The sequence below is a fragment of the Pandoraea sp. CB10b_02 genome (assembly GCF_002216225.1).
Taxonomy (GTDB): domain Bacteria; phylum Pseudomonadota; class Gammaproteobacteria; order Burkholderiales; family Burkholderiaceae; genus Pandoraea; species Pandoraea nosoerga.
Window position 1 is genome coordinate 55933 of record NZ_NJGW02000015.1, and the last position, 24614, is coordinate 80546.

General features: G+C 66.4%; 21 protein-coding genes. 8 read left to right on the plus strand and 13 right to left on the minus strand.

From position 1 onward, the window contains the following. Positions 1-48: 48 nt before the first annotated feature. The 4 genes from CDN36_RS16025 to CDN36_RS16040 form a co-directional block, all read right to left on the minus strand. A complete protein-coding gene (locus tag CDN36_RS16025; protein WP_287497247.1) occupies positions 49-465 on the minus strand; it encodes a gamma-butyrobetaine hydroxylase family protein in 417 nt (138 codons plus the stop codon). Positions 466-663: 198 nt separating this feature from the next. Continuing rightward, complete coding sequence (locus tag CDN36_RS16030) at positions 664-1101, minus strand: HIT family protein (RefSeq protein ID WP_150553646.1); 438 nt, start codon at positions 1099-1101, stop codon at positions 664-666. A 93-nt stretch (positions 1102-1194) separates the two neighbouring features. Continuing rightward, positions 1195-2883, minus strand: a complete 1689-nt coding sequence (locus tag CDN36_RS16035; protein WP_287497248.1) for a Na+/H+ antiporter — start codon at positions 2881-2883, stop codon at positions 1195-1197. 52 nt (positions 2884-2935) lie between these two features. Beyond that, complete coding sequence (locus CDN36_RS16040) at positions 2936-6931, minus strand: DUF3683 domain-containing protein (RefSeq protein WP_287497249.1); 3996 nt, start codon at positions 6929-6931, stop codon at positions 2936-2938. A gap of 599 nt (positions 6932-7530) precedes the next feature. Between CDN36_RS16040 and CDN36_RS16045 the strand changes: the two genes are divergently transcribed. Continuing rightward, positions 7531-7989 (plus strand): (2Fe-2S)-binding protein, encoded by a 459-nt coding sequence (locus CDN36_RS16045; RefSeq protein WP_150553649.1) that lies wholly within the window; start codon positions 7531-7533, stop codon positions 7987-7989. Positions 7990-8005: 16 nt separating this feature from the next. Further along, positions 8006-10240, plus strand: coding sequence for a xanthine dehydrogenase family protein molybdopterin-binding subunit (locus tag CDN36_RS16050; RefSeq protein ID WP_287497250.1), 2235 nt, complete (start codon positions 8006-8008; stop codon positions 10238-10240). A 118-nt stretch (positions 10241-10358) separates the two neighbouring features. Here CDN36_RS16050 and CDN36_RS16055 read toward each other — a convergent pair whose 3' ends face one another. After that, positions 10359-11033 (minus strand): YqaA family protein, encoded by a 675-nt coding sequence (locus CDN36_RS16055; protein ID WP_287497251.1) that lies wholly within the window; start codon positions 11031-11033, stop codon positions 10359-10361. Between the two features lie 167 nt (positions 11034-11200). Between CDN36_RS16055 and CDN36_RS16060 the strand changes: the two genes are divergently transcribed. The 4 genes from CDN36_RS16060 (at position 11201) to queF (ending at position 15261) form a co-directional block, all read left to right on the plus strand. Further along, a complete protein-coding gene (locus CDN36_RS16060; protein ID WP_150553651.1) occupies positions 11201-11821 on the plus strand; it encodes a nucleotidyltransferase family protein in 621 nt (206 codons plus the stop codon). A 118-nt stretch (positions 11822-11939) separates the two neighbouring features. Continuing rightward, entirely contained in the window at positions 11940-13469 is a 1530-nt protein-coding gene (ilvA, locus tag CDN36_RS16065) for a threonine ammonia-lyase, biosynthetic (protein WP_150553652.1), read from the plus strand. Positions 13470-13523: 54 nt separating this feature from the next. Continuing rightward, positions 13524-14447, plus strand: a complete 924-nt coding sequence (locus CDN36_RS16070; protein ID WP_150553653.1) for a 5'-nucleotidase — start codon at positions 13524-13526, stop codon at positions 14445-14447. Further along, on the plus strand, positions 14434-15261 hold the full coding sequence (gene queF / locus CDN36_RS16075; protein ID WP_150553654.1) for an NADPH-dependent 7-cyano-7-deazaguanine reductase QueF: 828 nt from the start codon (positions 14434-14436) through the stop codon (positions 15259-15261). Before CDN36_RS16070 ends, queF begins: the two co-directional genes overlap by 14 nt. A 96-nt stretch (positions 15262-15357) precedes the next feature. Here queF and CDN36_RS16080 read toward each other — a convergent pair whose 3' ends face one another. The 5 genes from CDN36_RS16080 to CDN36_RS16100 form a co-directional block, all read right to left on the minus strand. Then, on the minus strand, positions 15358-15876 hold the full coding sequence (locus CDN36_RS16080; RefSeq protein WP_287497252.1) for a hypothetical protein: 519 nt from the start codon (positions 15874-15876) through the stop codon (positions 15358-15360). Beyond that, entirely contained in the window at positions 15863-16354 is a 492-nt protein-coding gene (locus CDN36_RS16085; RefSeq protein ID WP_287497253.1) for a hypothetical protein, read from the minus strand. The genes CDN36_RS16080 and CDN36_RS16085 overlap by 14 nt, the downstream gene beginning before the upstream one ends. A 322-nt stretch (positions 16355-16676) precedes the next feature. Next, complete coding sequence (locus tag CDN36_RS16090) at positions 16677-17069, minus strand: RidA family protein (RefSeq protein WP_206111379.1); 393 nt, start codon at positions 17067-17069, stop codon at positions 16677-16679. A gap of 46 nt (positions 17070-17115) precedes the next feature. Beyond that, positions 17116-18606, minus strand: coding sequence for an N-acyl-D-amino-acid deacylase family protein (locus CDN36_RS16095; RefSeq protein ID WP_287497254.1), 1491 nt, complete (start codon positions 18604-18606; stop codon positions 17116-17118). 1 nt (position 18607) lies between these two features. After that, the gene (locus CDN36_RS16100) at positions 18608-19489 is read right to left on the minus strand and encodes a MurR/RpiR family transcriptional regulator (RefSeq protein WP_287497255.1); all 882 of its coding nucleotides are present in this window, start codon (positions 19487-19489) and stop codon (positions 18608-18610) included. A gap of 209 nt (positions 19490-19698) precedes the next feature. Here CDN36_RS16100 and CDN36_RS16105 point away from each other — a divergent pair, with 209 nt between their 5' ends. After that, complete coding sequence (locus CDN36_RS16105) at positions 19699-20970, plus strand: amino acid deaminase (protein WP_150553658.1); 1272 nt, start codon at positions 19699-19701, stop codon at positions 20968-20970. Positions 20971-21022: 52 nt separating this feature from the next. On the opposite strand, the gene CDN36_RS16110 is transcribed toward CDN36_RS16105, so the two are convergent. Beyond that, positions 21023-21880, minus strand: a complete 858-nt coding sequence (locus CDN36_RS16110; protein WP_287497256.1) for a LysR family transcriptional regulator — start codon at positions 21878-21880, stop codon at positions 21023-21025. 84 nt (positions 21881-21964) lie between these two features. Between CDN36_RS16110 and CDN36_RS16115 the strand changes: the two genes are divergently transcribed. Next, complete coding sequence (locus tag CDN36_RS16115; protein WP_150553660.1) at positions 21965-22345, plus strand: tautomerase family protein; 381 nt, start codon at positions 21965-21967, stop codon at positions 22343-22345. 111 nt (positions 22346-22456) lie between these two features. Here CDN36_RS16115 and CDN36_RS16120 read toward each other — a convergent pair whose 3' ends face one another. Then, positions 22457-22981 carry a MarR family winged helix-turn-helix transcriptional regulator gene (locus CDN36_RS16120; protein ID WP_287497257.1) on the minus strand — a complete coding sequence of 175 codons (525 nt, stop codon included), beginning with the start codon at positions 22979-22981 and terminating at the stop codon, positions 22457-22459. A gap of 4 nt (positions 22982-22985) precedes the next feature. Next, the gene (locus CDN36_RS16125; protein ID WP_150553662.1) at positions 22986-24581 is read right to left on the minus strand and encodes an MDR family MFS transporter; all 1596 of its coding nucleotides are present in this window, start codon (positions 24579-24581) and stop codon (positions 22986-22988) included. Positions 24582-24614 lie beyond the last annotated feature (33 nt).

The following is a 24614-nucleotide window of genomic DNA, read 5'->3' on the forward strand; positions in this document are numbered from 1 at the left end:
CCAGATCATGTGTGCGGTGCGCCCCACCGGGAGCGCGCCGCCGGGGCCTCAATGGTGGTGGCAGCCGTGGCCGCTGGCCGGCGAGGGCATCGGCGTGTCGCGCTCGACGCCCGCCGCCGCGAGCTTGTCCAGGTACTCCTGCCACAGTGCGTCCTGATGCACGCACAGCTCGTAGAGGTAGTCCCACGAATAGATGCCGGTGTCGTGCCCGTCCGAGAAGACGGGGCGCACCGCGTAGTTGCCGACCGGCTCGAGACCCTTGAGGTCGACGTCGCGCTTGCCGGTCTGCAGCGTTTCCTGGCCCGGGCCGTGGCCGCGCACTTCCGCGGACGGCGAGAGCACGCGCAGGAATTCGAAGGGCAGCCGGTAGTGCTTGCCGTCTTCGTAACCGAGTTCCAGCACCTTCGACGCGCGATGCAGCGTCAGCGAAACGGGAATCGGCGTGTCTTTCTCCAGCCCAGCCATGGTCTTGCTCCAGAAAAATCGTTCGATGTGCGGCCGACGGCGGCAATCCGCGAGGCCCGCGGCAACCCGGCGCGACAAAGCGCGCGGCACACCGGCCGGCAGTATAGCCGCTCGGACCTCAGCGGTCAGCCCGCGCGGCGGCCGATGCGTGCATTGGTCGCAGCCGGGTGCGGCGGCTTGCCCCTCTGGCCCGCCCGCTCACACCGGCCAGGCCGGCATACGGTCCAATTCTGCCACGATGGCCTCACGCAGCGCCGGCCGCCAGGCGCAGCGCTCGGCGAGCACGGACTCGGGCACCTCGCGCTGCCGCGCGCTCCACACCGAGCCGGGGAAATGCGCGTCGTCCCGATAGCGCGGAATGACGTGCCAGTGCACGTGCGGCACCATGTTGCCCAGGCTCGCGACGTTGATCTTGTGCGGCGACATCACCGTGCGCTGCGCGGTCTCGACGGCGAACACGGCGCGCATCACATGCTCGCGCGCCGCCTCGGGCAGGTCGCTCATCTCGGCCACATGTGTGTGCCAGATCACGCGCGCGAAGCCCGGATAACCGTCCTCGCTCGGCAGCACCACGCGCAGCACGGCGTCGCGCCACACGACTTCGCCGCCATCTGCGTTGCAAAACGGACATTCCATGATCGTTTCTCCCTGCCCTTCCCGGCGGTGATACCACACGCCGGACACGCCGGACACGCCGGCCGCGCCGGCGCGCATCGGCGCCAATGTCAGTCAGTGTTTGTATCGCTTCGTTCGTTTGCCGGTGGCCGGATCGACCGGCCCCAACGCCAGTTCGGCGAAGTCGATTTCGCTGAGCAGCTCGCGCAGCGTCTCGTCGTTGATGCGATGCGTGATGCGCAAACGCGAGAGCTCCACGCGCTCGGCCTGCAGCGCCGCCGCGCGCAGGCGCCGCTCCACTTCCACCTCGCGCACCGCACGTTCGCGCGCTTCGTCCGACGCGCTCGAGGCGTTGAGCGAGCGGCGATAGCGCCCCATCACGCGCGCGGCGGCTTCGGCGCACACGGCGGTGTCGAGCTCGTCGCCGGACTTGGCGATCACCTTCTGCAGCGACTCCACGGCCCGGATCGCCGCCTCGGACGCCGCCAGCCGCGCCTCGCTCATTTCCCGGTTGCGCGGATCCTCGGCGGGCCAGCGCACGCCGCGCAGCAGCACCGGCAAGCCGAGGCTGCCGCCGATGAGCGAGAGCAGGATCACGCCGGCGGCGAGGAAAATCAGCAGATCGCGGCCCGGGAAAGGCGCGCCGTTGGGCAGCGCCAGCGGCACCGAGAGCGCACCGGCGAGCGTGACTGCCCCGCGCACGCCCGAGAGCGCGGTCACACCGGTAAAGCGCAGGCCCGGGCGCGTGGTGATTTCGCCGCGTCGCATGCCGAGGAAGTACATCACGCGCCACGCCACCCACACCCAGCAAAAGCGCAGCACGATGAGCACCGCCGAAATCGCTCCGACATAGCCCATCAGCTCGGCCAGGTTCACCAGCGTGCCCCACAGGTGTTCGCTCGGGCGCAGCGCCGCGCGCACGATGTCGGGCAGTTGCAGGCCAAGCAGCACGAACACCGCGCCGTTGAACACGAACTCGAGCATCGACCACACGCCGTTGCCGAGAATGCGCGTGGCGGTGCGGCTGTTGAGCAGATCGGTGGAGCTGACCGTCATCCCGGCGGCCACGGCAGCGAGAATGCCCGAAAAGCCGAAGTGTTCCGCGAGCAGATAGGCGGCAAACGGCATGAGCAACAGCAGCAGCACCACGGTGGCGGGCTCTTCGCTGGTCGCGTCCATCACGCGGCGATGGAACTGCGTGAAGAGCCACGTGACCGCCCAGCCGGCCAGGAGCCCGCCGATCGCGATGACGAAAAACGAGAACGTGGCGCTGCCGATGGAGAAGAGGCCCGTGGTCGCCGCCACCAGGGCGAATTTGAAGACGACGAGCCCCGACGCGTCGTTCATCATCGCTTCGCCCTCGAGCACGTGCATGAGCCGGGCGGGCATGCGCATGCGTCCGGTGAGCGCGGACACGGCCACCGCGTCGGTCGGCGAGAGCACGCCGCCGAGCGCGAACGCCACGGCCAGCGGGATCGAAGGAATCATCCAGTGGATGAAATAGCCCACGCCGACCACGGTGAAGATCACCAGGCCGAGCGCCATCGCGATGATCGGCACGCGCAGGTGCCAGAATTCGCGTTTGGGCATGCGCCAGCCGTCGGCGAAGAGCAGTGGCGGGATGAACAGCAGGAAGAAGATCTCGGGATCGAGGTCGATGTGCAGGCCCGCGCCCGGGTATGCGAGCGCCGCGCCGACGGCGATCTGCACGAGCGGCACGGGCAGGAATCGGACGAAGCTGACCAGCACGCCGGTCAGCGCCACCACGAACAGCAGAATCAGCGCCGTGTAGACTACCTCCATGCCGCCTCCATGGTCCGTCGGTCAGGCATCGGCCGCGTTCCCGGAACAGGCATCAGACCAGCACGCGCTCGATACCGCCGTTGTTGGCGTCCTTCACGTAATCGACCAGCCACCCCTCGCCAAGCACATGCTTGGCGATTTCGACGACGATGTAGTCGGCCGTGACGTTGGCGTCCTCGTTGTAGCGCGACAGGCCTTGCAGGCACGACGGACAGCTCGTGAGGATCTTCACGTCCTCCACCTTGCCGTCGGCCCGCAGTCTGGCCGCGCCCTTGCGCATTTCCTCTTCCTTGCGGAAGCGGATCTGCGTCGAGATGTCGGGACGCGTGACCGCCAGCGTACCCGATTCGCCGCAGCACCGATCGTTCTTCTCGATCTTGTAGCCGTCGTTCTCGCTGCCCATGAGCTGGTTCACGAGCTTGACCGGGTCCATCGTCTTGATCGGCGTGTGGCACGGGTCGTGATACATGTAGCGCGTGCCGCTCACGCCATCGAGCTTCACGCCCTTCTCGAGCAGATATTCGTGGATGTCGACGATGCGGCAGCCCGGGAAGATCTTCTCGAATTCATAGCCGGCGAGCTGATCGTAGCAAGTGCCGCACGACACGACCACCGTCTTGATGTCGAGATAGTTGAGCGTGTTGGCCACGCGGTGGAACAGCACGCGATTGTCCGTGACGATCTTCTCGGCCTTCTCGCCCTGTCCCGAGCCGCGCTGCGGATAGCCGCAGCACAGATAGCCCGGCGGCAGCACCGTCTGCACGCCCACATGCCAGAGCATGGCCTGCGTGGCGAGCCCGACCTGCGAGAACAGGCGCTCCGAGCCGCAGCCCGGGAAGTAGAACACCGCTTCCGAGTCGACCGTGGTCGCCTTCGGATTGCGGATGATCGGCACGATCTTGTTGTCCTCGATGTCGAGCAGCGCGCGCGCCGTCTTCTTCGGCAGGTTGCCCGGCATCTTCTTGTTGACGAAGTGGATCACTTCCTCGCGCAGCGGCGGCTTGCCGACCGTGGCGGGCGGACGGGCCGTCTGCTTCTTCGCCAGCTTCTTGAAGATGTCCGCGCCGAAGCGCTGCGCCTTGTAGCCCCAGTCGATCATCACCTTGCGGGTCACGTTGATCGTCTCAGGGTTGGTCGCATTGAGGAAGAACATGCCCGCGGCCGCGCCCGGGTTGAACTTCTTCTTGCCCATCTTGCGCAGCAGGTTGCGCATGTTCATCGTCACGTCGCCGAAGTCGATCTTCACGGGACACGGCGTCACGCACTTGTGGCACACCGTGCAGTGATCGGCCACGTCGTTGAACTCGTCCCAGTGCTTGATCGACACGCCGCGACGCGTCTGCTCTTCGTACAGGAATGCCTCGATGAGCAGCGACGTCGCGAGAATCTTGTTGCGCGGGCTGTAGAGCAGGTTCGCGCGCGGCACGTGTGTGGCGCACACCGGCTTGCACTTGCCGCAGCGCAGGCAGTCCTTCACGCTGTCGGCAATCGCGCCGATGTCCGACTGCTGCATGATCAGCGACTCGTAGCCCATCAGCCCGAAGCTCGGCGTGTAAGCATTGCGCAGATCGGCAGGCAGGTCCGGCATGTTGAGCAGCTTGCCCTTGTTGAAGCGTCCCTGCGGATCCACACGTTGCTTGTACGCGCGGAATTCGCCGATCTCGGCCTCCGTCAGGAATTCCAGCTTGGTAATGCCGATGCCGTGCTCGCCCGAGATCACGCCGTCGAGCGAGCGGGCAATGTCCATGATGCGCGCCACAGCCTTGTGCGCGTCCTGGAGCATCTCGTAGTTGTCCGAGTTGACCGGGATGTTGGTGTGCACGTTGCCGTCGCCCGCGTGCATGTGCAGCGCGACGAACACGCGCCCGTGCAGCACGCGCTTGTGAATCGCCTGCGCTTCGTCGAGGATCGGCTTGAATTCGGCGCCGGCGAAGATCTGACGCAGCTCGGCACGGATCTCCAGCTTCCACGACACGCGCACCGTGCGGTCTTGCAACAGGTCGATGAGGCGCGTCTCGGGCTGCTTGTTCAGGCGTTCGTTGAGCGCGACGTCCAAATCGCGAATGCCGTAGCGGTTGAGCAGGGCAATGGCGTTCGCGAGCGGCAGCTCGAAGTGATCGCGCAGGAATTCCCAGCGCGCGCGCACGTCGCGCAGCAGCGTGAGCGCCGTCTGCACGCGGTCCTCGAGCAGCTCGGCCGAGGGAATCTCGTTTGCGTCGTCCGTCTTGCCGAGCGGCAGGTTGCCGGCTTCGAAGAACGCTTCGAGGGCGTCGACCAGTTGCAGCTTGTTCTTGAGCGAGAGCTCGATGTTGATGCGTTCGATGTGATCCGTGTACTCGCCCATGCGCGGCAGCGGGATCACCACGTCCTCGTTGATCTTGAAGGCGTTGGTGTGGCGCGCGATGGCCGCGGTGCGCGAGCGGTCGAGCCAGAACTTCTTGCGCGCTTCGGCCGAGACCGCGACGAAGCCTTCGCCGCTCTTGCCGTTGGCCAGACGGATCACCTCCGAGGTGGCCTGCGCCACGGCGACGTCGTCGTCGCCAACGATGTCGCCGATCAGCACCATCTTCGGGAACGCGTTGCGCTTCGACTTCGTGGCGTAGCCGACGGCGCGCAGATAGCGCTCGTCCAGATGCTCGAGGCCGGCGAGAATCGCGCCGCCCGCCGCCGTCTGCGCGAACATGTAGTCCTTGATTTCGACGATGCTCGGAATCGCTTCCTTCGCCTGACCGAAGAACTCCAGGCACACCGTGCGCGTGTGCGCCGGCATCTTGTGCAAAATCCAGCGCGCGCTCGTGATCAGACCGTCGCAGCCCTCCTTCTGCACGCCCGGCAGACCGGCAAGGAACTTGTCCGTGACGTCCTTGCCAAGGCCTTCCTTGCGAAAACGCCGGCCTTCGATCTCGAGCCGTTCCGTCTTGAGCAGCACGGCGCCGGGCGCCTGATTGCCGTCGTACCACTTCAGTTCGAAGCGGGCGACCGGAATGTCGTGAATCTTGCCCAGGTTGTGATCGAGACGCGTGACTTCCAGCCAGTTGCCCTGCGGGTCGACCATGCGCCACCAGGCCAGGTTGTCGAGCGCGGTGCCCCACAGCACGGCCTTCTTGCCGCCGGCGTTCATGGCGACGTTGCCGCCGATGCACGAGGCGTCGATCGAGGTCGGGTCCACGGCGAATACAAGCCCCGCGCGCTCCGCGGCTTCGGCCACGCGGCGCGTGACGACGCCCGCGCCCGAGAAGATCGTCGGCACCGGCTTGTCCACGCCGGGCAGTTGCGAGTACTCGACCTCGCCGAGCTGTTCGAGCTTTTCCGTGTTGATGACGGCCGAGAACGGCGTGAGCGGAATCGCGCCGCCCGTATAGCCCGTGCCGCCACCGCGCGGGATCACCGTGAGCCCCAGCTCGAAGCAGCCCTTCACCAGCGCCGCCATTTCCTCTTCCGTGTCCGGCGTGAGCACCACGAACGGGTACTCCACACGCCAGTCGGTCGCGTCCGTCACGTGCGAGACGCGCGACAGGCCGTCGAACTTGATGTTGTCGTGGGCGGTCGTGCGGCCCAGCACTTTCTTCGCGCGACGGCGCAGTTCCGCCATCTTCTCGAACTCGCCGGCGAACTCGGCCACGGCGCGGCGCGCGGCGTTCTCGAGTTGCTCGACGCGCGCGGCGCGCTCGCGGCCGTGGGCGTCGGCGTGTTCGGCCACATCGGCGCGTCGGCGCTTGTCGATCTCGTTCAGGCGGTGCTCGAGTGCGTCGATCAGCAGCTTGCGCCGCTTCGGATTGTCGAGCAGATCGTCCTGCAGATAGGGATTGCGGCGAACGACCCAGATGTCGCCGAGCACTTCGTAAAGCATGCGGGCCGAGCGGCCGGTGCGGCGCTCGGCGCGCAGTTCGTCGAGGATGGCCCAGGCGTCGGCGCCGAGCAGGCGCATGACGATCTCGCGGTCCGAAAACGACGTGTAGTTATAGGGAATTTCGCGCAGGCGCGGCGGTTGCGCGGCTACGGCGTGCTTTGCGTCGTGCGGCTCGAAGGCGGGCAAGGGTGCGTTCATCTTGTCGGGCTCGTCAGTGCGGCGGTGCATCCGCCGTCGGCGTTCGTCTCGCGGGACGCGCCGAAAGTCAAAATCGGAAAATGCGCTGGGATGCCGGCGGGGGACGCGATAGGTGCGCGCGAGCCGGCAAACGGACGATCTGCGATCAGCGAGATCGGCGACTGCCGTGCGAAGACGTCGATGACGAATCGTGTCCGGTCATCGAGAAGAAGCACTGAGGGGTGAGGCAGTTGTTGCGCATGCCCAGATCTTTCTTCCGGCTTGGGAAAGTGTTGGTAGGGGAATGTAGGCCGAATTGTACTTCATTGCACCGCAACACGTCGGCGCCGCTCCGGATTCGCCCTTCCCGCGCAGGGATCCACCACGAATTCCCGGCGAGCCCCCTCTTCTGACCGCCCCGGCCCGGCTCATCGCCGCGTTGACGACAAATTAACGACCCGGGGCCACCATGGCTTCGACGCTTGCAGGTTCCGACGCTGGTACAGCGCTATATCCCAATAAACACAGCGGTTCGCGGCGAATTCGTGCGCTGAAAGTTCCAACGAATGGGAGTATGTTTGGCCGATCCCCGATCCATCCACCCGTCAAGAGGTGTCTTTATGGTCTCGTTTGAACTGAACGGCCGTCCCGTGCAGGTCGATGTCGATCCTGCCACCCCACTTCTCTGGACCTTGCGCGACGCGCTCAACATGACCGGCACCAAGTTCGGCTGCGGCATGGCGCTGTGCGGCGCGTGCACCGTGCATATCGATGGCGCGGCCACGCGAAGCTGCGTCACCCCGGTTTCCGCCGTGGCGGGCAAGAAGGTCACGACCATCGAGGGCGCGGGCACCGACCCGGTCGGGCGCGCGGTGCAGGAAGCCTGGGTCAGGCACGACGTGCCGCAGTGCGGCTACTGCCAGAGCGGCCAGATCATGTCGGCCACCGCGTTGCTGCGCGAGAACAAGAAGCCGAACGACGAGCAGATCGACGCCGCGATGGCCGGCAACATCTGCCGTTGCGGCACCTATGCCCGCATCCGTGCGGCGATCAAGGACGCCGCGGCGTCGCTGGCCTGAACCGAGGAGGATCGACATGCGCGAACTTCGTTTCTCCCGCTTTGCCCCGTTCCAGGGTGTTGCCGTGGGCGACTACGCCGGCGTGTCGCGCCGGGCGTTTCTCAAGACTTCGGCGCTGGCCGCGGGCGGCCTGATGCTCGAGATGTCCGTGCCGGGCGCCATGCGCACCGCGAGCGCCCAGGGCAGCGCGCCTGCACCGGTCGTACCGTCCGCGTTCGTGCGCATCGCGCCGGACGACACCGTCACCATCCAGGTCAACCGCCTCGATTTCGGCCAGGGCGTGCAGACCGCGCTGCCCATGCTCGTCGCCGAAGAACTCGACTGCGACTGGAGCAAGGTGCGCAGCGAGCTGGCGCCAGCGGCGGACGTCTACAAGGATCCGCTGTTCGGCATCCAGATGACCGGCGGCTCCGGCTCCGTCGCGCATTCGTGGCTGCAATACCGGCGCATTGGCGCCTCGGCGCGGGCCATGCTGATGGCGGCGGCGGCCCAGCAGTGGAACGTGCCGCCGGCGCAACTGCGCACCGAAAACGGCGTGGTGCTGGGGCCGAACGGACAGCGCGCCACGTATGGCAGTCTGGCGGCAAAGGCCCAGACATTGCCGGTGCCGGCCGAGGTGGCGCTCAAGGACCCGTCCCGGTTCCGCCTGCTCGGCAAGCCCACCGGACGGCTCGACGCACGCGCGAAGTCCACTGGCGCGCCCATGTACGGCATGGACTTCAAGCTGCCGAACCTCAAGGTGGCCGTCGTGGCGCGCCCGCCCGTCTTCGGGGCGAAGGTCAAGGGCTTCGACGCGAAGGCCGCGCGCGCCGTCAAGGGCGTGCGCGACGTGCTCGAGATCCCCGACGACCGGGGCGGCACGGCGGTGGCCGTCATCGCCGACGGCTACTGGCAGGCCAAGACCGGGCGCGATGCGCTCAAGCCCACGTGGGACACGGCGGGCGTCGAGCATGTCGACACCACGGCACAGTTGACCAAATACAAGGAAATGGCCAGGACGCCGGGCATCGTGGCGCTCGACGCCGACGTGTCGGCGCTCAAAGGCGCGCCGAAGACCCTGGTGGCCGAATACAGCTTTCCGTATCTCGCGCATGCCCCGATGGAGCCGCTCAACTGCACGGTGCAGCTCACCGAGCACGGGGCCGAAGTGTGGACGGGCACCCAGTTCCAGACCGTCGACCAGGCGGCCATTGCCCGCACGCTCGGCCTCGAGCCCGGGCAGGTCAAGTTGCACACGCTCATGGCCGGCGGCGGCTTTGGCCGGCGCGCGGTGCCCACGTCCGACTATGGCGTCGAAGCCGCGCAGGTCGCGAAGGCATGGAAGCGCGCGGGCCATCGCGAGCCGATCAAGGTGATCTGGAGCCGCGAGGACGACATCCGCGGCGGCTACTACCGCCCGATGTACGTGCATCGCGCCGAGATCGGCCTCGATGCCAAGGGCAATGTGCTGGCGTGGAATCACACCATCGTGGGGCAGTCCATTTTGCAGGGCACGCCGTTCGAGAAGATGCTGGTGAAGAACGGTATCGACGGCACCAGCGTCGAGGGTGTGTCCGGAACCCCATACGCGGTGCCATTGCGCCTGACCCTGCACAGCCCGCAGGCCAACGTACCGGTGCTGTGGTGGCGCTCCGTGGGCAACACGCACACGGCTTTCGTCATGGAAACGTTGATCGACGAACTGGCGAAGAACGCCGGTCAGGACCCGGTGGCGTACCGCTATGCGCTGATGGGCGACAAGCACCCGCGTCACAAGGCGGCGTTGGCGCTGGCGGTCGAGCGTTCCGGCTACGGCAAGACCCAGCTGCCCAAGGGACAGGCGTGGGGTGTGGCCGTGCACGAGTCGTTCGACTCCGTGGTGGCCTACGTGGTCGTTGCCGAGATTCGCAACGGATCGCCGCGTCTGGTGAGTGCGACGGCGGGCGTGCATTGCAACTTTGCGGTGAATCCGCTGACGGTCGCGGCGCAGGTCGAGGGTGCGGCGCTGATGGGTCTGGGCACGACGCTGCCCGGTGCGGCGATCACGCTAAAGGACGGCGAGGTCGAGCAGAGCAACTTCCATCAGTACACGGTGGCGCGCCTGACTGACATGCCGGCGATCAGCGTGCACATCGTAAGCTCGAGCGACGCGCCGACAGGCATGAGCGAGCCGGGATTGCCGGCGCTGGCGCCGGCGTATGCAAACGCGCTGTTCACATTGACGGGCAAGCGCCAGCGCGCCCTGCCGTTCGACATGACGACGACAGCATGACGGCGGCAACATGACGGCAACATGACGGCGGCATGAGGGCGAGGCCCGACGCATCGCGGCCGAAGTAAGAGCACCGCACGCTTTCTCATGGGCGTGCGGTTTTTTTTCATGGCCGCCCTCACCCGACGAGCAGATGCCTGAAGGGTGCGAACATACCTTGCCAGAAGGACTCTGGCACACGCAGCATCAGGTAGGTGATGAGCAGATAGCGCAAGGTCTTGCCGATGGCGATGTAGACGAGGCAGGCGCGCCATGACAGACGCAGCCAGCCGGCGAGCGTGCAGAGCGGATCGCCGACGACGGGCAGCCACGAGAGCAGCAGCAGCCGGGGGCCGAAGCGTCGCATCCAGCGGTGATAGCGTTCGCTCATGGGGGCCTTGCCGGGGGTGTCGTCCCCATCATGCCCATCACGCCTATCACGCCCATCGCGCGCAGGCGCGCAAGCGAGCGAGCACTGTGCGCTGTCGTTGCCCGCGCCGATACTGGCCGCGGTCGCGCCGGCCAGCGCCGCCGCCCGGGCATGCGCGCGCCGGCGCGCTTTCAGGCGAACGAACGCCCGCCGCGCGGCCAATCCCATCCACCAGTCCAGCATGCCGCCGGCCGTGTTACCGACGCTCGCGAGCGCGACGGCCGGCCAGAACATATGGGGATTGAGCGCCACGTAGCCGAACAGCGCGGGCTCCGAGCCCATGGGCAGTAGCGTGGCCGACAGGAACGAGACGATGAAAATGGCCGGCAGGCCGACGCCGGGCAATGCCAGCGCGCCCAACAGCCAGGCGATGAACGACTCCATACCACTCCGGGAAAAGATCCATCCGCGACGGGCGCGGCCAATACGGCGACGCCGCGCGTGCTCTGCCTCCGAGCTCGTCCGACCGACCGGACGGTCGGCGGTTCCGGCGCCGTGGCGGGCACGCGGGTTTGGCACAAACGAAAAGACTGGCGCATAATGCACACCCTATGACCCGTCCCTCGACGCCGCCCGTGGCCATTCTACTGGCAGGCGGACTCGGTACCCGCTTCGATGCGGCTGGGCGCCGGAACAAGCTGCTTGCGCCGCTGCCCGGAGATCCCCTGAACCGACCCGTTGCCCTCGCCAGCGCGCATGCGCTGCTGGCGGCATTGCCGCGCGTGATCGCGGTGGTGCGGCCGGACTCGGCGGAGCTGGAGAACGTGTTGTTGCAGGCGGGTTGCGAAGTCGTGATGAGCCACGCCACCAGGCGCGGCATGGGCGCGACGCTCGCGGCGGGCATCCGCGCCGGCGCCGACGAAGCGCCGCCCCCGGGGCTCGAACATCTCGACGGCTGGCTCGTTGCGCTGGCCGACATGCCGTACATCCACACCAGCACCATTCGCGCGCTCGCCGGCGGGCTCACCTCGTCCGAGGCCATCGTCGCGCCGAGCTATCGCGGACAACGCGGCCATCCCGTCGTGTTCGGTTCCGCCTATACCTCGCGTCTGGCCGCCCTCGACGGCGACACCGGCGCGCGCGACCTGTTGATTGGCGAGCACATTACGATCGTCGATGTCGACGACGACGGTATCGTGCGCGACATCGACACCCCAGACGACCTCCGCTAGGGCGCGCACCCCCTTTCACGTTTTCCCGAGAAACCAAGCGCGACCGCCCCGGCGGAAGCGCTGGTCTATCATTGTCCTTTTGTTCCTCGATGTGCCTAACCTGAAGAAACCTTAAATCATGTCCGACGCAGCTCCCGATTACCTGAAGAAGATCCTGACCGCCAAAGTCTACGACGTCGCCAAGGAAAGCGAACTCGAACTGGCACGCACGCTCTCCATGCGGCTGCACAATCGAATTTACCTGAAGCGCGAAGACAATCAGACGGTGTTCTCCTTCAAGATTCGGGGCGCGTACAACAAGATGGCCAACCTGAGCGACGCCGAACGCGAGCGCGGCGTGCTCACCGCCTCGGCGGGCAACCATGCGCAGGGCGTCGCCTATTCGGCCGCGCGCCTGGGCTGCAAGGCCGTCATCGTCATGCCCGTGACCACGCCGCAGGTCAAGATCGACGCCGTGAAGACCCACGGCGGACGCGCCGTCGAAGTCGTGCTCGCGGGCGATTCGTACAGCGACGCCTACGCCCACGCCATGACGCTTCAGGAAGAGCGCGGCCTCACCTTCGTGCCGCCGTTCGACGATCCCGAGGTCATCGCCGGCCAGGGCACCATCGGCATGGAAATCCTGCGTCAGCATCAGGGCCCGCTGCACGCCATCTTCGTGCCCATCGGCGGCGGCGGCCTGGCGGCCGGCGTGGCGGCCTATGTCAAGGCCGTCCGCCCGGAAATCAGGATCATCGGCGTGCAATCCGTCGATTCCGACGCGATGGCGCAATCCATCCACGCCGGCGAGCGCGTGCTGCTCAACGATGTTGGGCTGTTCGCCGACGGCACGGCGGTCAAATACGTCGGCGCAGAGACCTTCCGCCTGTGCGAGGCGTACCTCGACGAAGTCGTGCGCGTGGACACCGACCAGTTGTGCGCGGCCATCAAGGACGTCTTCCAGGACACGCGCAGCGTGCTCGAGCCGTCCGGCGCGCTGTCCGTGGCGGGCGCCAAGCTCTACGCCGAGCGTGAAAGGCTCAAGGGCGAAACGCTCGTCGCGATCACCTCGGGCGCCAACATGAACTTCGACCGGCTGCGTTTCGTGGCCGAGCGCGCCGAGGTCGGCGAGGCCCGCGAAGCCGTGTTCGCCGTGACCATCCCGGAGGCGCGCGGCAGCTTCAGGCGCTTCACCGAAGTGGTCGGCAGCCGCAACGTGACCGAGTTCAACTACCGCATCAGCGAAGCGTCGAGCGCCCATATCTTCGTGGGTATACAGATGCACAACCGCGACGAAGGCGCGCGCATCAAGGCCGGCTTCGAGCGCCACGGCTTTCCCACGCTCGATCTGTCCAACGACGAACTGTCCAAACAGCACATCCGCTACATGGTCGGCGGCCGTTCGCCGCTCGCGAGCAACGAAGTGCTGTTCCGGTTCGAGTTTCCGGAGCGTCCGGGCGCGCTGATGAAATTCCTCTCGGCCATGAGCCCGAACTGGAACATCAGCCTGTTTCACTACCGGAACCAGGGCGCCGACTACAGCAACATTCTGGTCGGCATGCAGGTACCCGACGACGAGAAGGCCGCCTTCCGCGACTTCCTCGCCACGCTCGGCTATCCTTACTGGGACGAGAGCGACAACCCCGTCTACAAGCTGTTCCTCGGGTAAGTTGCGCTCATCTGCGATTCACGCCACGTAACGACAGGACACCACCCCGCCGCCATGCCGATCACGCTCGAGAACAAGCTCGTCGTCGCGATATCCTCGCGCGCACTGTTCGACTTCGAAGAAGAGAACCGCGTGTACGAGGCCGGGGTGGCGAGCGGCGACGATCAGTCCTACATGCGCTACCAGCTCGATCGCCTCGACGTGCCGGCGCGCGTGGGCGTGGCCTTCCCGCTCGTGCAGAAACTGCTCGCGTTCAACCGCGACGATGCGCACCGCGTGGAGGTCGTCGTGCTCTCGCGCAACGACCCCGTGAGCGGCTTGCGGGTATTTCGCTCGGCACGCCAGGTCGATCTCAAGATCGAGCGCGGCGTGTTCACGCGCGGGCGCGACCCGTTCCGCTACCTCAACGCCCTGGGCGCGCACCTGTTCCTGTCGGCCAACGAAAGCGACGTGCGCAGCGCGCTGGCCGCGGGCTTCCCTGCCGCGCGCGTCTATCCGGACTCCGCGAAAAAGGCCGAACTGCATCCCGACGAAATCCGCATCGCCTTCGACGGCGACGCGGTGCTCTTCTCCGACGAGGCCGAGCGGATTTTCCAGCGCAACGGCTTGGACGCGTTCCAGCAGCACGAGACCGAGCGCGTGGCAACACCGCTGCCGCCCGGCCCGTTCAAGCCGTTGCTGCTTGCGCTGCACCGGTTGCAGACCCTCGCAGGCCACGAAGTGCCGGTGAAGATTCGCACCGCGCTCGTCACGGCGCGCTCGGCGCCTGCGCATGAGCGCGCCATTCGCACGCTGATGGACTGGAAAATCGACATCGACGAGGCGATGTTCCTGGGCGGGTTGAACAAGGGCGCGTTCCTGCGCGAGTTCGAACCCGATTTCTTCTTCGACGATCAGACACACCACTGCGAATCGGCCGCCGGCTTCACACCGACAGGCCATGTCGTCAGTGGCATTGCCAATCATGACAACGCCTGACCAATCCCCGCTCGGCAAGGAAGTCTCCTACACCGAGCAATACGCCCCCCACCTGCTCTTCCCGATCGCGCGCGCGCCGGCGCGTGCGGCCATCGGCGTGCCCGACACGCTGCCTTTCTTCGGCGCCGACATCTGGAACGGCTACGAGCTGTCGTGGCTCAACGAAAAGGGTAAACCGCAGATCGCACTGCTCACCGCCATCGTGCCTGCGGACTCGCCGAACATCATCGAATCGAAGTCGTTCAAGCTGTATCTCGGTTCGTTCGCGCAGACCCGGCTCGCCAATGCGGAGGCCGCGCGCGCACTGATCCAGCAGGACCTCTCGGAAGCGGCAGGCGCGCCCGTGCAGGTGCGTCTCGTGGAGCCGGGCGGTTTCGGCAAACTCGAGCTCGACGAGCTCGATGGCCTGCTCGTCGACCGGCTGGATATCGAAACGGACATCTACGCGCCCGACGCCGCGTTGCTCAAGGCCGCGCACGATGAACCGCACGTCGACGAGACGCTCGTCTCCAACCTGCTCAAGTCGAACTGCCCCGTGACGGGTCAGCCCGACTGGGGCAGTCTGCAGATCCGTTACATCGGCCCGCCGATCGATCAGGAGGGGCTGCTCAAGTACGTGATTTCGTACCGTCGCCATACCGGCTTTCACGAGCAGTGCGTGGAAGGCATTTTCATGGACATCATGCGCCAGTGCAAACCGAGCCAACTGGCCGTGTATGCGCGCTACACGCGCCGCGGGGGGCTCGACATCAACCCGTTTCGCACCAACTTCACGTTGCCCATGCCGGACAACGCGCGCACGGCGCGCCAGTAAAGCGCGCGGCACGCGGGCCATAAAAAAGGTGGCGAGGGGCTGCGCGCCCGTCGCCACCAACAGCTTCACTCACTTCCCTCCGAGGACCGGCGTATTTCAGCGCAGCGCGGCCTGCGCCATGATGCTGCGCGCTGCATTTCGTACCTTCTCGTATCTGGGCTCCCTGCCGCAGCGATCAAGCGTCTCCTTCATCGCCTGGCAAGCCGCGTCGCGATAATCGAGCGCGAGCAGGCACTCGCCCACGCGATACATCGGACCGGGCGCATCCTGGTCCAGCAAGGCCGCCGCCATGAGTAGCGGCAACGCGGCCTTTGGTTCGCCGTGGCGCTCCAGCGACAGCGCGAGCGCCACGGCGTAATCGGCATGCATGGGGCATGCCGAGAGCAATGGCGCGAAGCATTCGATGGCCTGCACGTAGTCGCCGCGCTCGAATGCCCCGTAGCCGCAGCGATAGGCCGCATCGCACTGCGCGGCGTCCCACTCGCCGGGCCGCGGCATGCCCATCGCCTCGCGCTGCTGCACCTCGTCGCGCACCAGTGCGAGCGCCGCTTCGATTTCCCCGGCGATGTGCGCCGACGTCGGTGCGCCGTCATTGCCCTTATCAAGCGGGATCATGGGCTCGGCCCCCAAGCGGTGCGTAATGCGCGCTCAGGCTCAGCAAGCGCATATGCTCCGCCGCCTCGCGGCGCTTGCGCAAACACGCGCCTACCTGATGCAAGCCGATCGAGATCGAAATCGCCGCCATGCCGACCAGCGTCCCGCCCACGGCGTAGGCCGCCCACGGCTCCCTGCCGGGGGCGCCGTCGGCGACGTCCGAGGCGGCATCGAGGCACAGGTACGCGCCACCGGCAAAGCTTGCAATGCCGAGCACCGTGCAGGCCACGCCGGCCAGGCCCGCGGCGCACCCCGCGCGGGCGAGGCGGCTGGCTGTGCGCGAGTGCAGCCGAACCTCGTCGGGCGCCACGGGGAAGTCGAGGGTCACGCGCGCGGCATCACGGGCATCACGGGCATCGGGGACATCATGGGCATCGGGGGCGGCCTGAGCGGCCGGGACAAACGGGGCGGATGTGGTCGAAGCGGGGTCTAGTCTCACTGCCATCTCCTCCTCATGGATAGGTGGGAAGAGATTGCGCGCCCGCGCCGGCATCGGCCATCGAAGGTGGCCCGCCGACTTTGCGAAACGGGAACCGCCGTATCCGTCAACGGAAATGCGCGGGCTGAAAACGAAAACGGCCGGCGAGTTCGCCGGCCGTTATTGTCGATATTGTCGCGATTGGTCGCTATTGGTCGCTATTGGTCGTTATGCGTCGTTATTGGTGGGGCCCGCGTCCGCCGCCGCGCCGGGCGCCGCGAGGGACATCACGCTCGCTGCGGCTGCGGCGCCTGCCGCGCCGCCTTTGCCGCGCGACTTGCCCTCAAGCCGCGGGCTTCTTGTATGCCACGCAGTCGATTTCGACCTTGCAGTCGATGACCATGCTCGAGACCACGCACGCGCGTGCCGGCGGATGGTCGCCGAAATACTCCTTGAACACCTTGTTGAACGATGCGAAATCACGCGGATCGTCGAGCCAGACGCCGATGCGCATCACGTGCTCGGGACCGTAGCCGGCTTCGGCAAGAATCGCCAGCATGTTCCGGATTGCCTGATGCGACTGGGCGACGATGCCCCCGTCGATCACTTCGCCGTCTTTCATGGGCGTCTGTCCCGACACGAACAGGAAGCCATCGGCCTCGGTTGCGCGCGCAAAGGGCATGCGCTGGCCGCCCGTACCCTGCCCGCCTTCTACGCCGTATCGTTTGATGCTCATCATCACTCCTTGATCAAAATCTCGATGAATCGACTTCCACTCTCGCTCAGAGAACCGGTTGCGGCATGCCGCGCCGCACGAAGCGCCCCGCACGCGCGCCACCGGTGGGCGCGCGATCCTGCCAGGACAGCACGCCGTTGACCCACACCGCCTTGATGCCGTAGGCCGGCTGCATCGGATCGGTGAACGTGGCCGCGTCGGCCACCGTCGCCGGGTCGAACAGCACCAGGTCGGCCCAGTAGCCCTCGCGCACGAAGCCACGGCCCGTCAATCCGAAGCGTTGCGCGCAAAGCCCCGTCATCTTGTGTACCGCTTCGGCGAGCGGAAACAACTGCTGTTCGCGGCTGTAGCGACCGAGCACGCGCGGGAACGCGCCCCACAGGCGCGGATGAGGCAACGGATCGTTCGGCAGGCCATCGGACCCGACCACCGTCGCCGGATGCCGCAGAATGCGGCGCACGTCGTCTTCTTCCATGCAGTGATAGACGGCCCCTGCCGGCTGCAGGCGCCGTGCGGCTTCCATCAGGTCGACGCCCCACTCGGCCGCGATCGTCGCAAGCAGCTTGCCGCCCTGATCGGGATGCGGCTGAGACCACGTCACGAGGATGTCGAAGTCGTCGGTGACCTGCTTCAGATCGAGCGTGGAGGAACTCGCGGTGTACGGATAGCAATCGCAGCCGACCGGCTGAAAGCGCCGAGCCTTGTCCAGCGCGTCGAGGATCTCCGTGCTGCGCCCCCAGTTCTCGACGCCCGCGCATTTCAAATGCGAAACGACCACCGGCACACGTGCGTGGCGCCCGATGCGAAACGCTTCGTCGAGCGCCTCCAGAATCTCGGCAAATTCCGTGCGCAGATGGGTCGCATAGAGCCCGCCGGCCTCGGCGAGCGGCTCGGCCAGCGCGAGCACCTCCTCGGTCGGCGCGGCGTTGGCGTTGGCGTAGGCCAGTCCGGTCGACAGCCCCAGCGCGCCGTGTTCGAGCGCTTCGCGCAATTGCGCGCGCATGCCCTCGATCTCCGCCTCGGTGGCGGGCCGATCGAGCCGGTCCATATGGTTGTTGCGCAGTGCCGTGTGGCCGATGAGCGCCGCGACGTTGATGGCCGGCTGAGCCTTTTCCAGCGCCTCGACATACGCCGCGAACGTCGGGTAGCGGAACGCGTCGGCGTCGCCGAGCAGGTTCATGGGATCGGGCGGCTCGCCCTTGAGGGAAACCGGCGAAGCGCTGATGCCGCAATTGCCCACGACGACCGTCGTCACACCCTGCGAGAGCTTCGGCGTCATCTCGGGCGTGCGCACCACGTTCGTGTCATCGTGCGTGTGTACGTCGATGAAACCGGGGCTCAGCACGAAGCCTGCGCCGTCAATCCGCTGTGCCGCCTGCCAGCCGCCGAGTGCGCCGGCCGGCGCGATGGTGTCGATGCGGCCGTCGAGCAGCGCCACGTCAAAGCGCTCGTCGGGCATGGGCGCGCCGGAGCCGTCGGCGAGCCGCACACCGGCAATGAGGGTGTCGAACGTTCGTTTTGCGAGGCAGTCCGTCATGTCAGTCTCCCAGGGGCTGGCGATCGCCGCCGCCCCGATGCGTGTCGAGCACGTACTTGATCCGCCGCAACAGCGCCTGGCTCTGCGGCTTGGCGAGCAACGCCAGCTCCGTGGCCAGGACGTCCATCGCCAGCAGCATCGCGTAACGCGACGACGACGGTTTGAAAATGAAATCCGTTTCGAGTGCACGGATCGGCAGCACGTCGTCGGCCAGCGCCGCGAGCGGCGAGCCCGTCGCCGTGACGGCCACCACCTGCGCGCCGTATTCCCTGGCGATCTCGCACGCCGACACCAACTCCGGCGTGTGGCCGCTCACCGAGAAGGCCAGCACGACGTCGTCCCGGCCCAGCGTGCCGGCAACCATGCGCATGAGCACCGCATCCTGATAGCTGGCAACAGGCCGCCCCAGGCGCACGAGCCGATAGCGTGCCTCGTCGGCCATCAGCGACGAGCCGCCGCCCATGCCGAACGCGTACACCATGCGCGCGGACTGCAAACGCGCTGCCGCGAGCCGCACTGCGTCCGGCTTGATCAGGCCGCGATGCACCTGGAGCGTGGTCTGGATGTCGTCCGCGATGCGGTCGATGGTCTCGCCTGCGCCGTCCTGTCCATTGGCCGCGTTTGCGCCAAAGAAGCGCTGGCCGACCACGGCGGCCTGCGCGAGGCGCAGCTTGAGGTCGCGCACATCGCGGCAGCCCATCGCCTTGGCAAAGCGGGTGACGCTCGCTTCGCTTACGCCGGCGCGCTCGGCCAGGACATTGATCGACGCGGCGGCAGCGCCTGCCACGTCTTCCAGCACGATCTGCGCAACTTTTCGCTCCGCCTGGCTCAGCGTATCGCTGCGCTCGGCCACGCGCGTCACGATGTCGAAGGTTTCCGCCATAGTTCCGGTCATCGCGGCGCCAGGTGCGAGCGGCGCGCAAACGCGTCACCGACAAGGCGCCTTTCTGAATGTGAAGGGTTTTCCGATTTTTTGTTACTTTATAACAAAATTGTCAAACGCGGGTCATTAAACGCTAATATAGGGGCCACTGGGAAATGCACCGTCCCATCGACGTGCCCTTTCAGCCCATGCTTCGCGGAGAATTCTCGATGAATGATACAAACTATCAACATGGCATGATCGATACCCTCAACAAGGGTCTCGGCGCGCTGCAGGCCCCGCTGGCGCCCTCGTCCACGAAGGGTCTGGGCTGGAATCTGCTCGCGGAGGATCTGAGCCTGCCCACGGCGGTGCTCTATGAGGAGAAGATCCGCCACAACCTCGCGTGGATGCAGCGCTTCGTGCACGAGTACGGGGTCAAGCTCGCGCCGCACGGCAAGACGACGATGGCGCCCAAGCTTTTCCGCCGCCAGCTCGAGGGCGGCGCCTGGGGCATCACGCTCGCGACCGCGCAGCAGACGGGCGCGGCGTATCACCACGGCGTGCGCCGTGTGCTCATGGCGAACCAACTGGTGGGCAAGCGCAACATGGCGCTCATCGCCGACTTGCTGAAGGATCCCGACTTCGAATTCTTCTGTCTGGTGGATTCCGCTGCGGCGGTCGAGCATCTCGGCCAGTTTTTCCGCGCGCGCGGCCAGTCGATTCAGGTGCTCGTCGAGCTGGGCGTGGCGGGCGGGCGCACCGGCGTGCGTGACGCAGCCCAGCAGCAGGCCGTGCTCGACGCCCTCGCGCAATATCACGACGCGGTGAAACTGGCCGGCGTGGAAGTCTACGAGGGCGTGCTGAGCACCGAGGCGGACATTCGCGCGTTCCTGCAGCGCGCCGTCGGCATCACGCGCGATCTGGTCGCGGCAAGGCGCATCGAGCGCACGCCCGCGGTGCTCTCGGGCGCGGGCTCGGCCTGGTACGACGTGGTCGCCGAAGAGTTTTCGCACAAGGACGTGGGCGCGCCGCTCGACGTGGTGCTGCGCCCGGGCTGTTACCTCACGCACGACGTGGGCATTTACAAGGCGGCGCAGGCGCAGATCGCCACGCGCAACCCCATCGCCAGGCAGATGCGCTCGCAATTGCAGCCGGCGCTGCAACTGTGGGCCTACGTGCAGTCGGTGCCCGAGCCCGAGCGCGCGATCATTGCGCTAGGCAAACGGGACGCGGCGTTCGATGCGGGCATGCCGGAACCGGCGCAGCACTTCCGGCCGGGGCAGAGCAAGGCGCCGAAGGCCACGCCGGGGCATTGGGAAGTCACCGGCATGATGGACCAGCACGCGTATCTGCGCATCGCGCCGGGAGACGACATCCGCGTGGGCGACATGATCGCGTTCGACATCTCGCATCCGTGCCTGACGTTCGACAAATGGCGCCACCTCCCGGTAGTCGACGGCGATTACAACGTCGTTGACATCGTGCAGACGTTCTTCTGATAGCGCGCGGCGCGCCGGCCCTTGCCGCGCCCCCGTGGCAACGTAAGGGCGATCAGTTTCGCACCACGCTTCGAAAGGCCGCGCAAAGCGCGCTCAGCGCATCGCGCGCTCGGCCGTCCCTGACCCTTGTGTGAAGCACAATGGGCAGCCGCGGCAGCTCCGGCAATGCCAGTCTGGAGCCTACGTCGACCGCCCCAAACGGCACCATGCGCGCGGAAAGCGCCGCAACGCCGAGCCCGGCCATGACGGCGGCGGCGACCGCCATCACGCCGCCGCCAACGAACACTTCCGTCCACGGTATGCCGGCCTCGTCGAGAAGTTGCCCGGCCATGGCCCGCACGCCACAGGGTTCGGCCATCGTAGCCAGCGGCAGAGGCTCTCCCGCGCGATGCTGCCAGCCGGGCGTTGCGAACCAGCCGAACTTTTCTTCGGCGAGGATTTCGCCATCGCTTCGCCCCGCGTGGAAGCGAACGATCACCGTATCGAGTTCCCTGCGCTCGAAACTCTGAAGCAGTTCCCCTGACGACCCGATCCGGATTTCGATCAGCAGTTGAGGGTCCTGTGCGTTCATGCGTCCGATCAGCGCAGGCAGTTCCGGGCCTGCCACATGGTCGCTGATGCCGATGGTGAGGCGCTGCCGGGCTACCGCAACCACCGAGATCGCCCGGTCATGTGCCTCTATGAGCTTGCGCGCATGCTCGAGAAAGGTCGTGCCGTGGGCCGATAGCTCCACGTATCGGGGCGTTCGTTCGACAAGCCTGAAACCCAGCCTTTCTTCGAGCCGCTTCAGCTTCAGGCTGACCGCCGCCTGTGTGGTCCGCAACGCTTCGGCAGCGCGCGTGAAACTTCCCAGTTCCGCAATGCGGATGAAGGCTCTGACGGCTTCCAGATCGAGGGCGCGCTCAGCCATTTCAAATCGTTATCACTGAAATAAAAATACATACGTTATCAGAATAGCTAGTATGAAGCGGGACAATCAGGAAGGGAACTCACGATGCCACTCGCTCATATCTCGTTGCGCGCCGGAAAGTCGGAGGCTTACAGGCAGGCGATCTTCGACGGCGTTTATCGCGCGATGCGCGAAACATTCAACGTTCCCGAAGACGACCAGTTCATGGCCTTGACCGAACATGCGGCTGCGAACTTTCGCTACGGCGCGTCATACCTCGGTGTCGCTCGAAGCGACGATCTGGTGTTCATTCAGATCACCGCGAACAACACTCGCACGGTCGAGCAAAAGAAGGCGCTGTTCCGGCGGATCGCGGAATTGCTTGGTGAAAATCCCGGCATCCGCCCGGAGGACGTGTTCGTGAGCCTCGTCGAGGTCGTGAAAGAAAACTGGTCGCTGGGACACGGGCTCGCGCAATACGCCTGAACCGCGGGGCTTGAACGCGTGCCTCGTCGCACTTCGTCATGAAGGCCGCTGAGGTCGACTTCATGCCGACGCCCGGGGCTCGGCGCTCGGTTCGCACTGAGGGCGACGTTTTTACCTTCTGCGGGCAGCAGGCGCGTGCGGCTCTGCCGGCCGCTTCGCTCGCGCGCCCGACCTCACCGCCGCATCGCCCGCCGAGCCCGCCTTAGCGCGTGCGACCACCGCCTTGAACTGCGCTTCCAGATGCGTGAGCGCGCTCTCCAGCGTCGCGATTTCCTCGGGGGTCATGCCGGCGAGCGCGTCGTCGAAGAACGCCTGCCGGCGCGGCGTCGCCTCGTCGTGCACGGCCATCCCGGCGGCCGTCAGCGTCACATTGGTAAGACGGTTGTCGTCCGGGTCCGTCGCCCGCGAGAGCCACCCGAGCGCCTCCATCGACTGCAACTGACGGGTGAGCGAGGCCGGATCGAGACGGCAGTGTTCCGCGAGGAATTTCTGCGAGCAGGTGCCGCGCTCGGCCAACGCCAGGATGATGCGCCAGCGCGGCAGCGGATGGCCGACCTGGGCGTCGAAGGCAAGCATCATCGCGCGATAGGTCAGGCTGAGTTGCTGGATGACATTCCGCTTCATGGGTGTGGCCATGGCGTCACTCCCCTGCGGGCGGCTGCGGCTTCGCGCCGCGCGTGAGCCGGATGAGCGGCACGCGCCGCACGAACCAGAGGCCGGCCAGCGCTGCCGCGAGCGACACCATCTGGCCGTTGTGAATCGACGCAACCAGCGCGTTGCGGGCCGACTCGATGAACAGCGCGCCGTTCTGGTTCATGTGCGCGAGCGTCATCAGGAAATCGTTCCGCGCGTCGGCGTTGACGAGAATCTGCGGGTCCGAGAGCCGTGCCGTCCACTGTGCGCCGCCGCCGGCGGCGAGCGAATCCTTCACACGGGACGTGTAGCTGTGGTTGACGAGCGTCCCCACGATCGCCGTGCCGAGCATCCCGCCGATCATGCGCAACGATTGCATGACGGCGGTGGCGATGCCGAGATGGGCGCGTCCGGCGACTTCCTGCGCGAACACCGTCAGGTTCGGCATGACGAAACCGAGTCCGAGACCGGCGAGCAGCATATAGGCGGCGATCAAGCCGTGCGACGTGCCGCGATGCGTGGTAATGACGCCGGCGCAAGCGAGCGCGAGCAGCACGAAGCCGCCGTAGAGCATCACGTTCGGATTGGGCAGCCGTGTGATGAGCCGGCCGTTCACGATGCTGCCCACGGTAATGCACACGACCATCGGCGTGACCAGCAGGCCGGTCTCGCGCGGCGAGAGTCCGAAGCCGCCCTGCAGCAGCAGCGGCGCGTAGAACAGGATGCCGAACATCGAGAAGCCCGCGAAGACCGACAGCACGAAGAGCGGCGCGAGGCTTTTGTCCCGGAACATCTCGAACGGCAGAATCGGGTGCGACGTGCGCTGTTCCCAGCGATAGAGCAGGTAGGACGAAATCACCAGCACGACGATGAGGGCGAGCACGCCGCGCGAGAGGCCGTCGGCAGGCAACCATTCGACGAGCATCTGCAGGCTGCCGAGCGCGGCGGTGATGAGCAATGCGCCGAGCCAGTCGATGCTCGCCTTGGCATGCTCCTCGGCGCGCATATGGGGCAGGTGGCGGCCGACGAACCACAGCCCGGCGAGGCCGACGGGCAGGTTGACGTAGAACACGGAGCGCCAGCCGAAGCCTTCGGTGAGGAAGCCGCCGAGCGAGGGGCCGATGGCGTTGGCGATGCCGAAGGCCGAGCTGAGCATGACTTGCCAGCGCAGGCGAACGTGGGCGTCGGGGAACAGTTCCGGGACGCAGGCGAACGCAGTGCCGACGAGCATGCCGCCGCCGATGCCTTGCAACGCGCGAGCGACGACAAGGAACGGCATGCTGCTCGCCGCGCCGCACAGCACGGAAGCGGCGGTGAAAACGACGATGGCCGTCATGACGAAGAGCTTGCGGCCGTAGAAGTCGCCCAGCCGGCCGAAGATCGGCACGGTAATGACCGACGTGAGGAGATAGGACGTCGCGACCCAGGCGTAGTACTCGAACCCTTTGAGTTCAGCGACGATGGTTGGCAGCGCGGTACCGACGACTGTCTGGTCGAGCGCGACCATCATCGTGCAGAAACAAAGGCCGAGCATCGCCACGAGCGACTGCCGGAAAGGCAATACCTGCCCCGCCGAATGCGGGGTGGTCGGAGTGGGGGCCATTTTTTGGACGGATCAATGTTTGATCAGTCAATG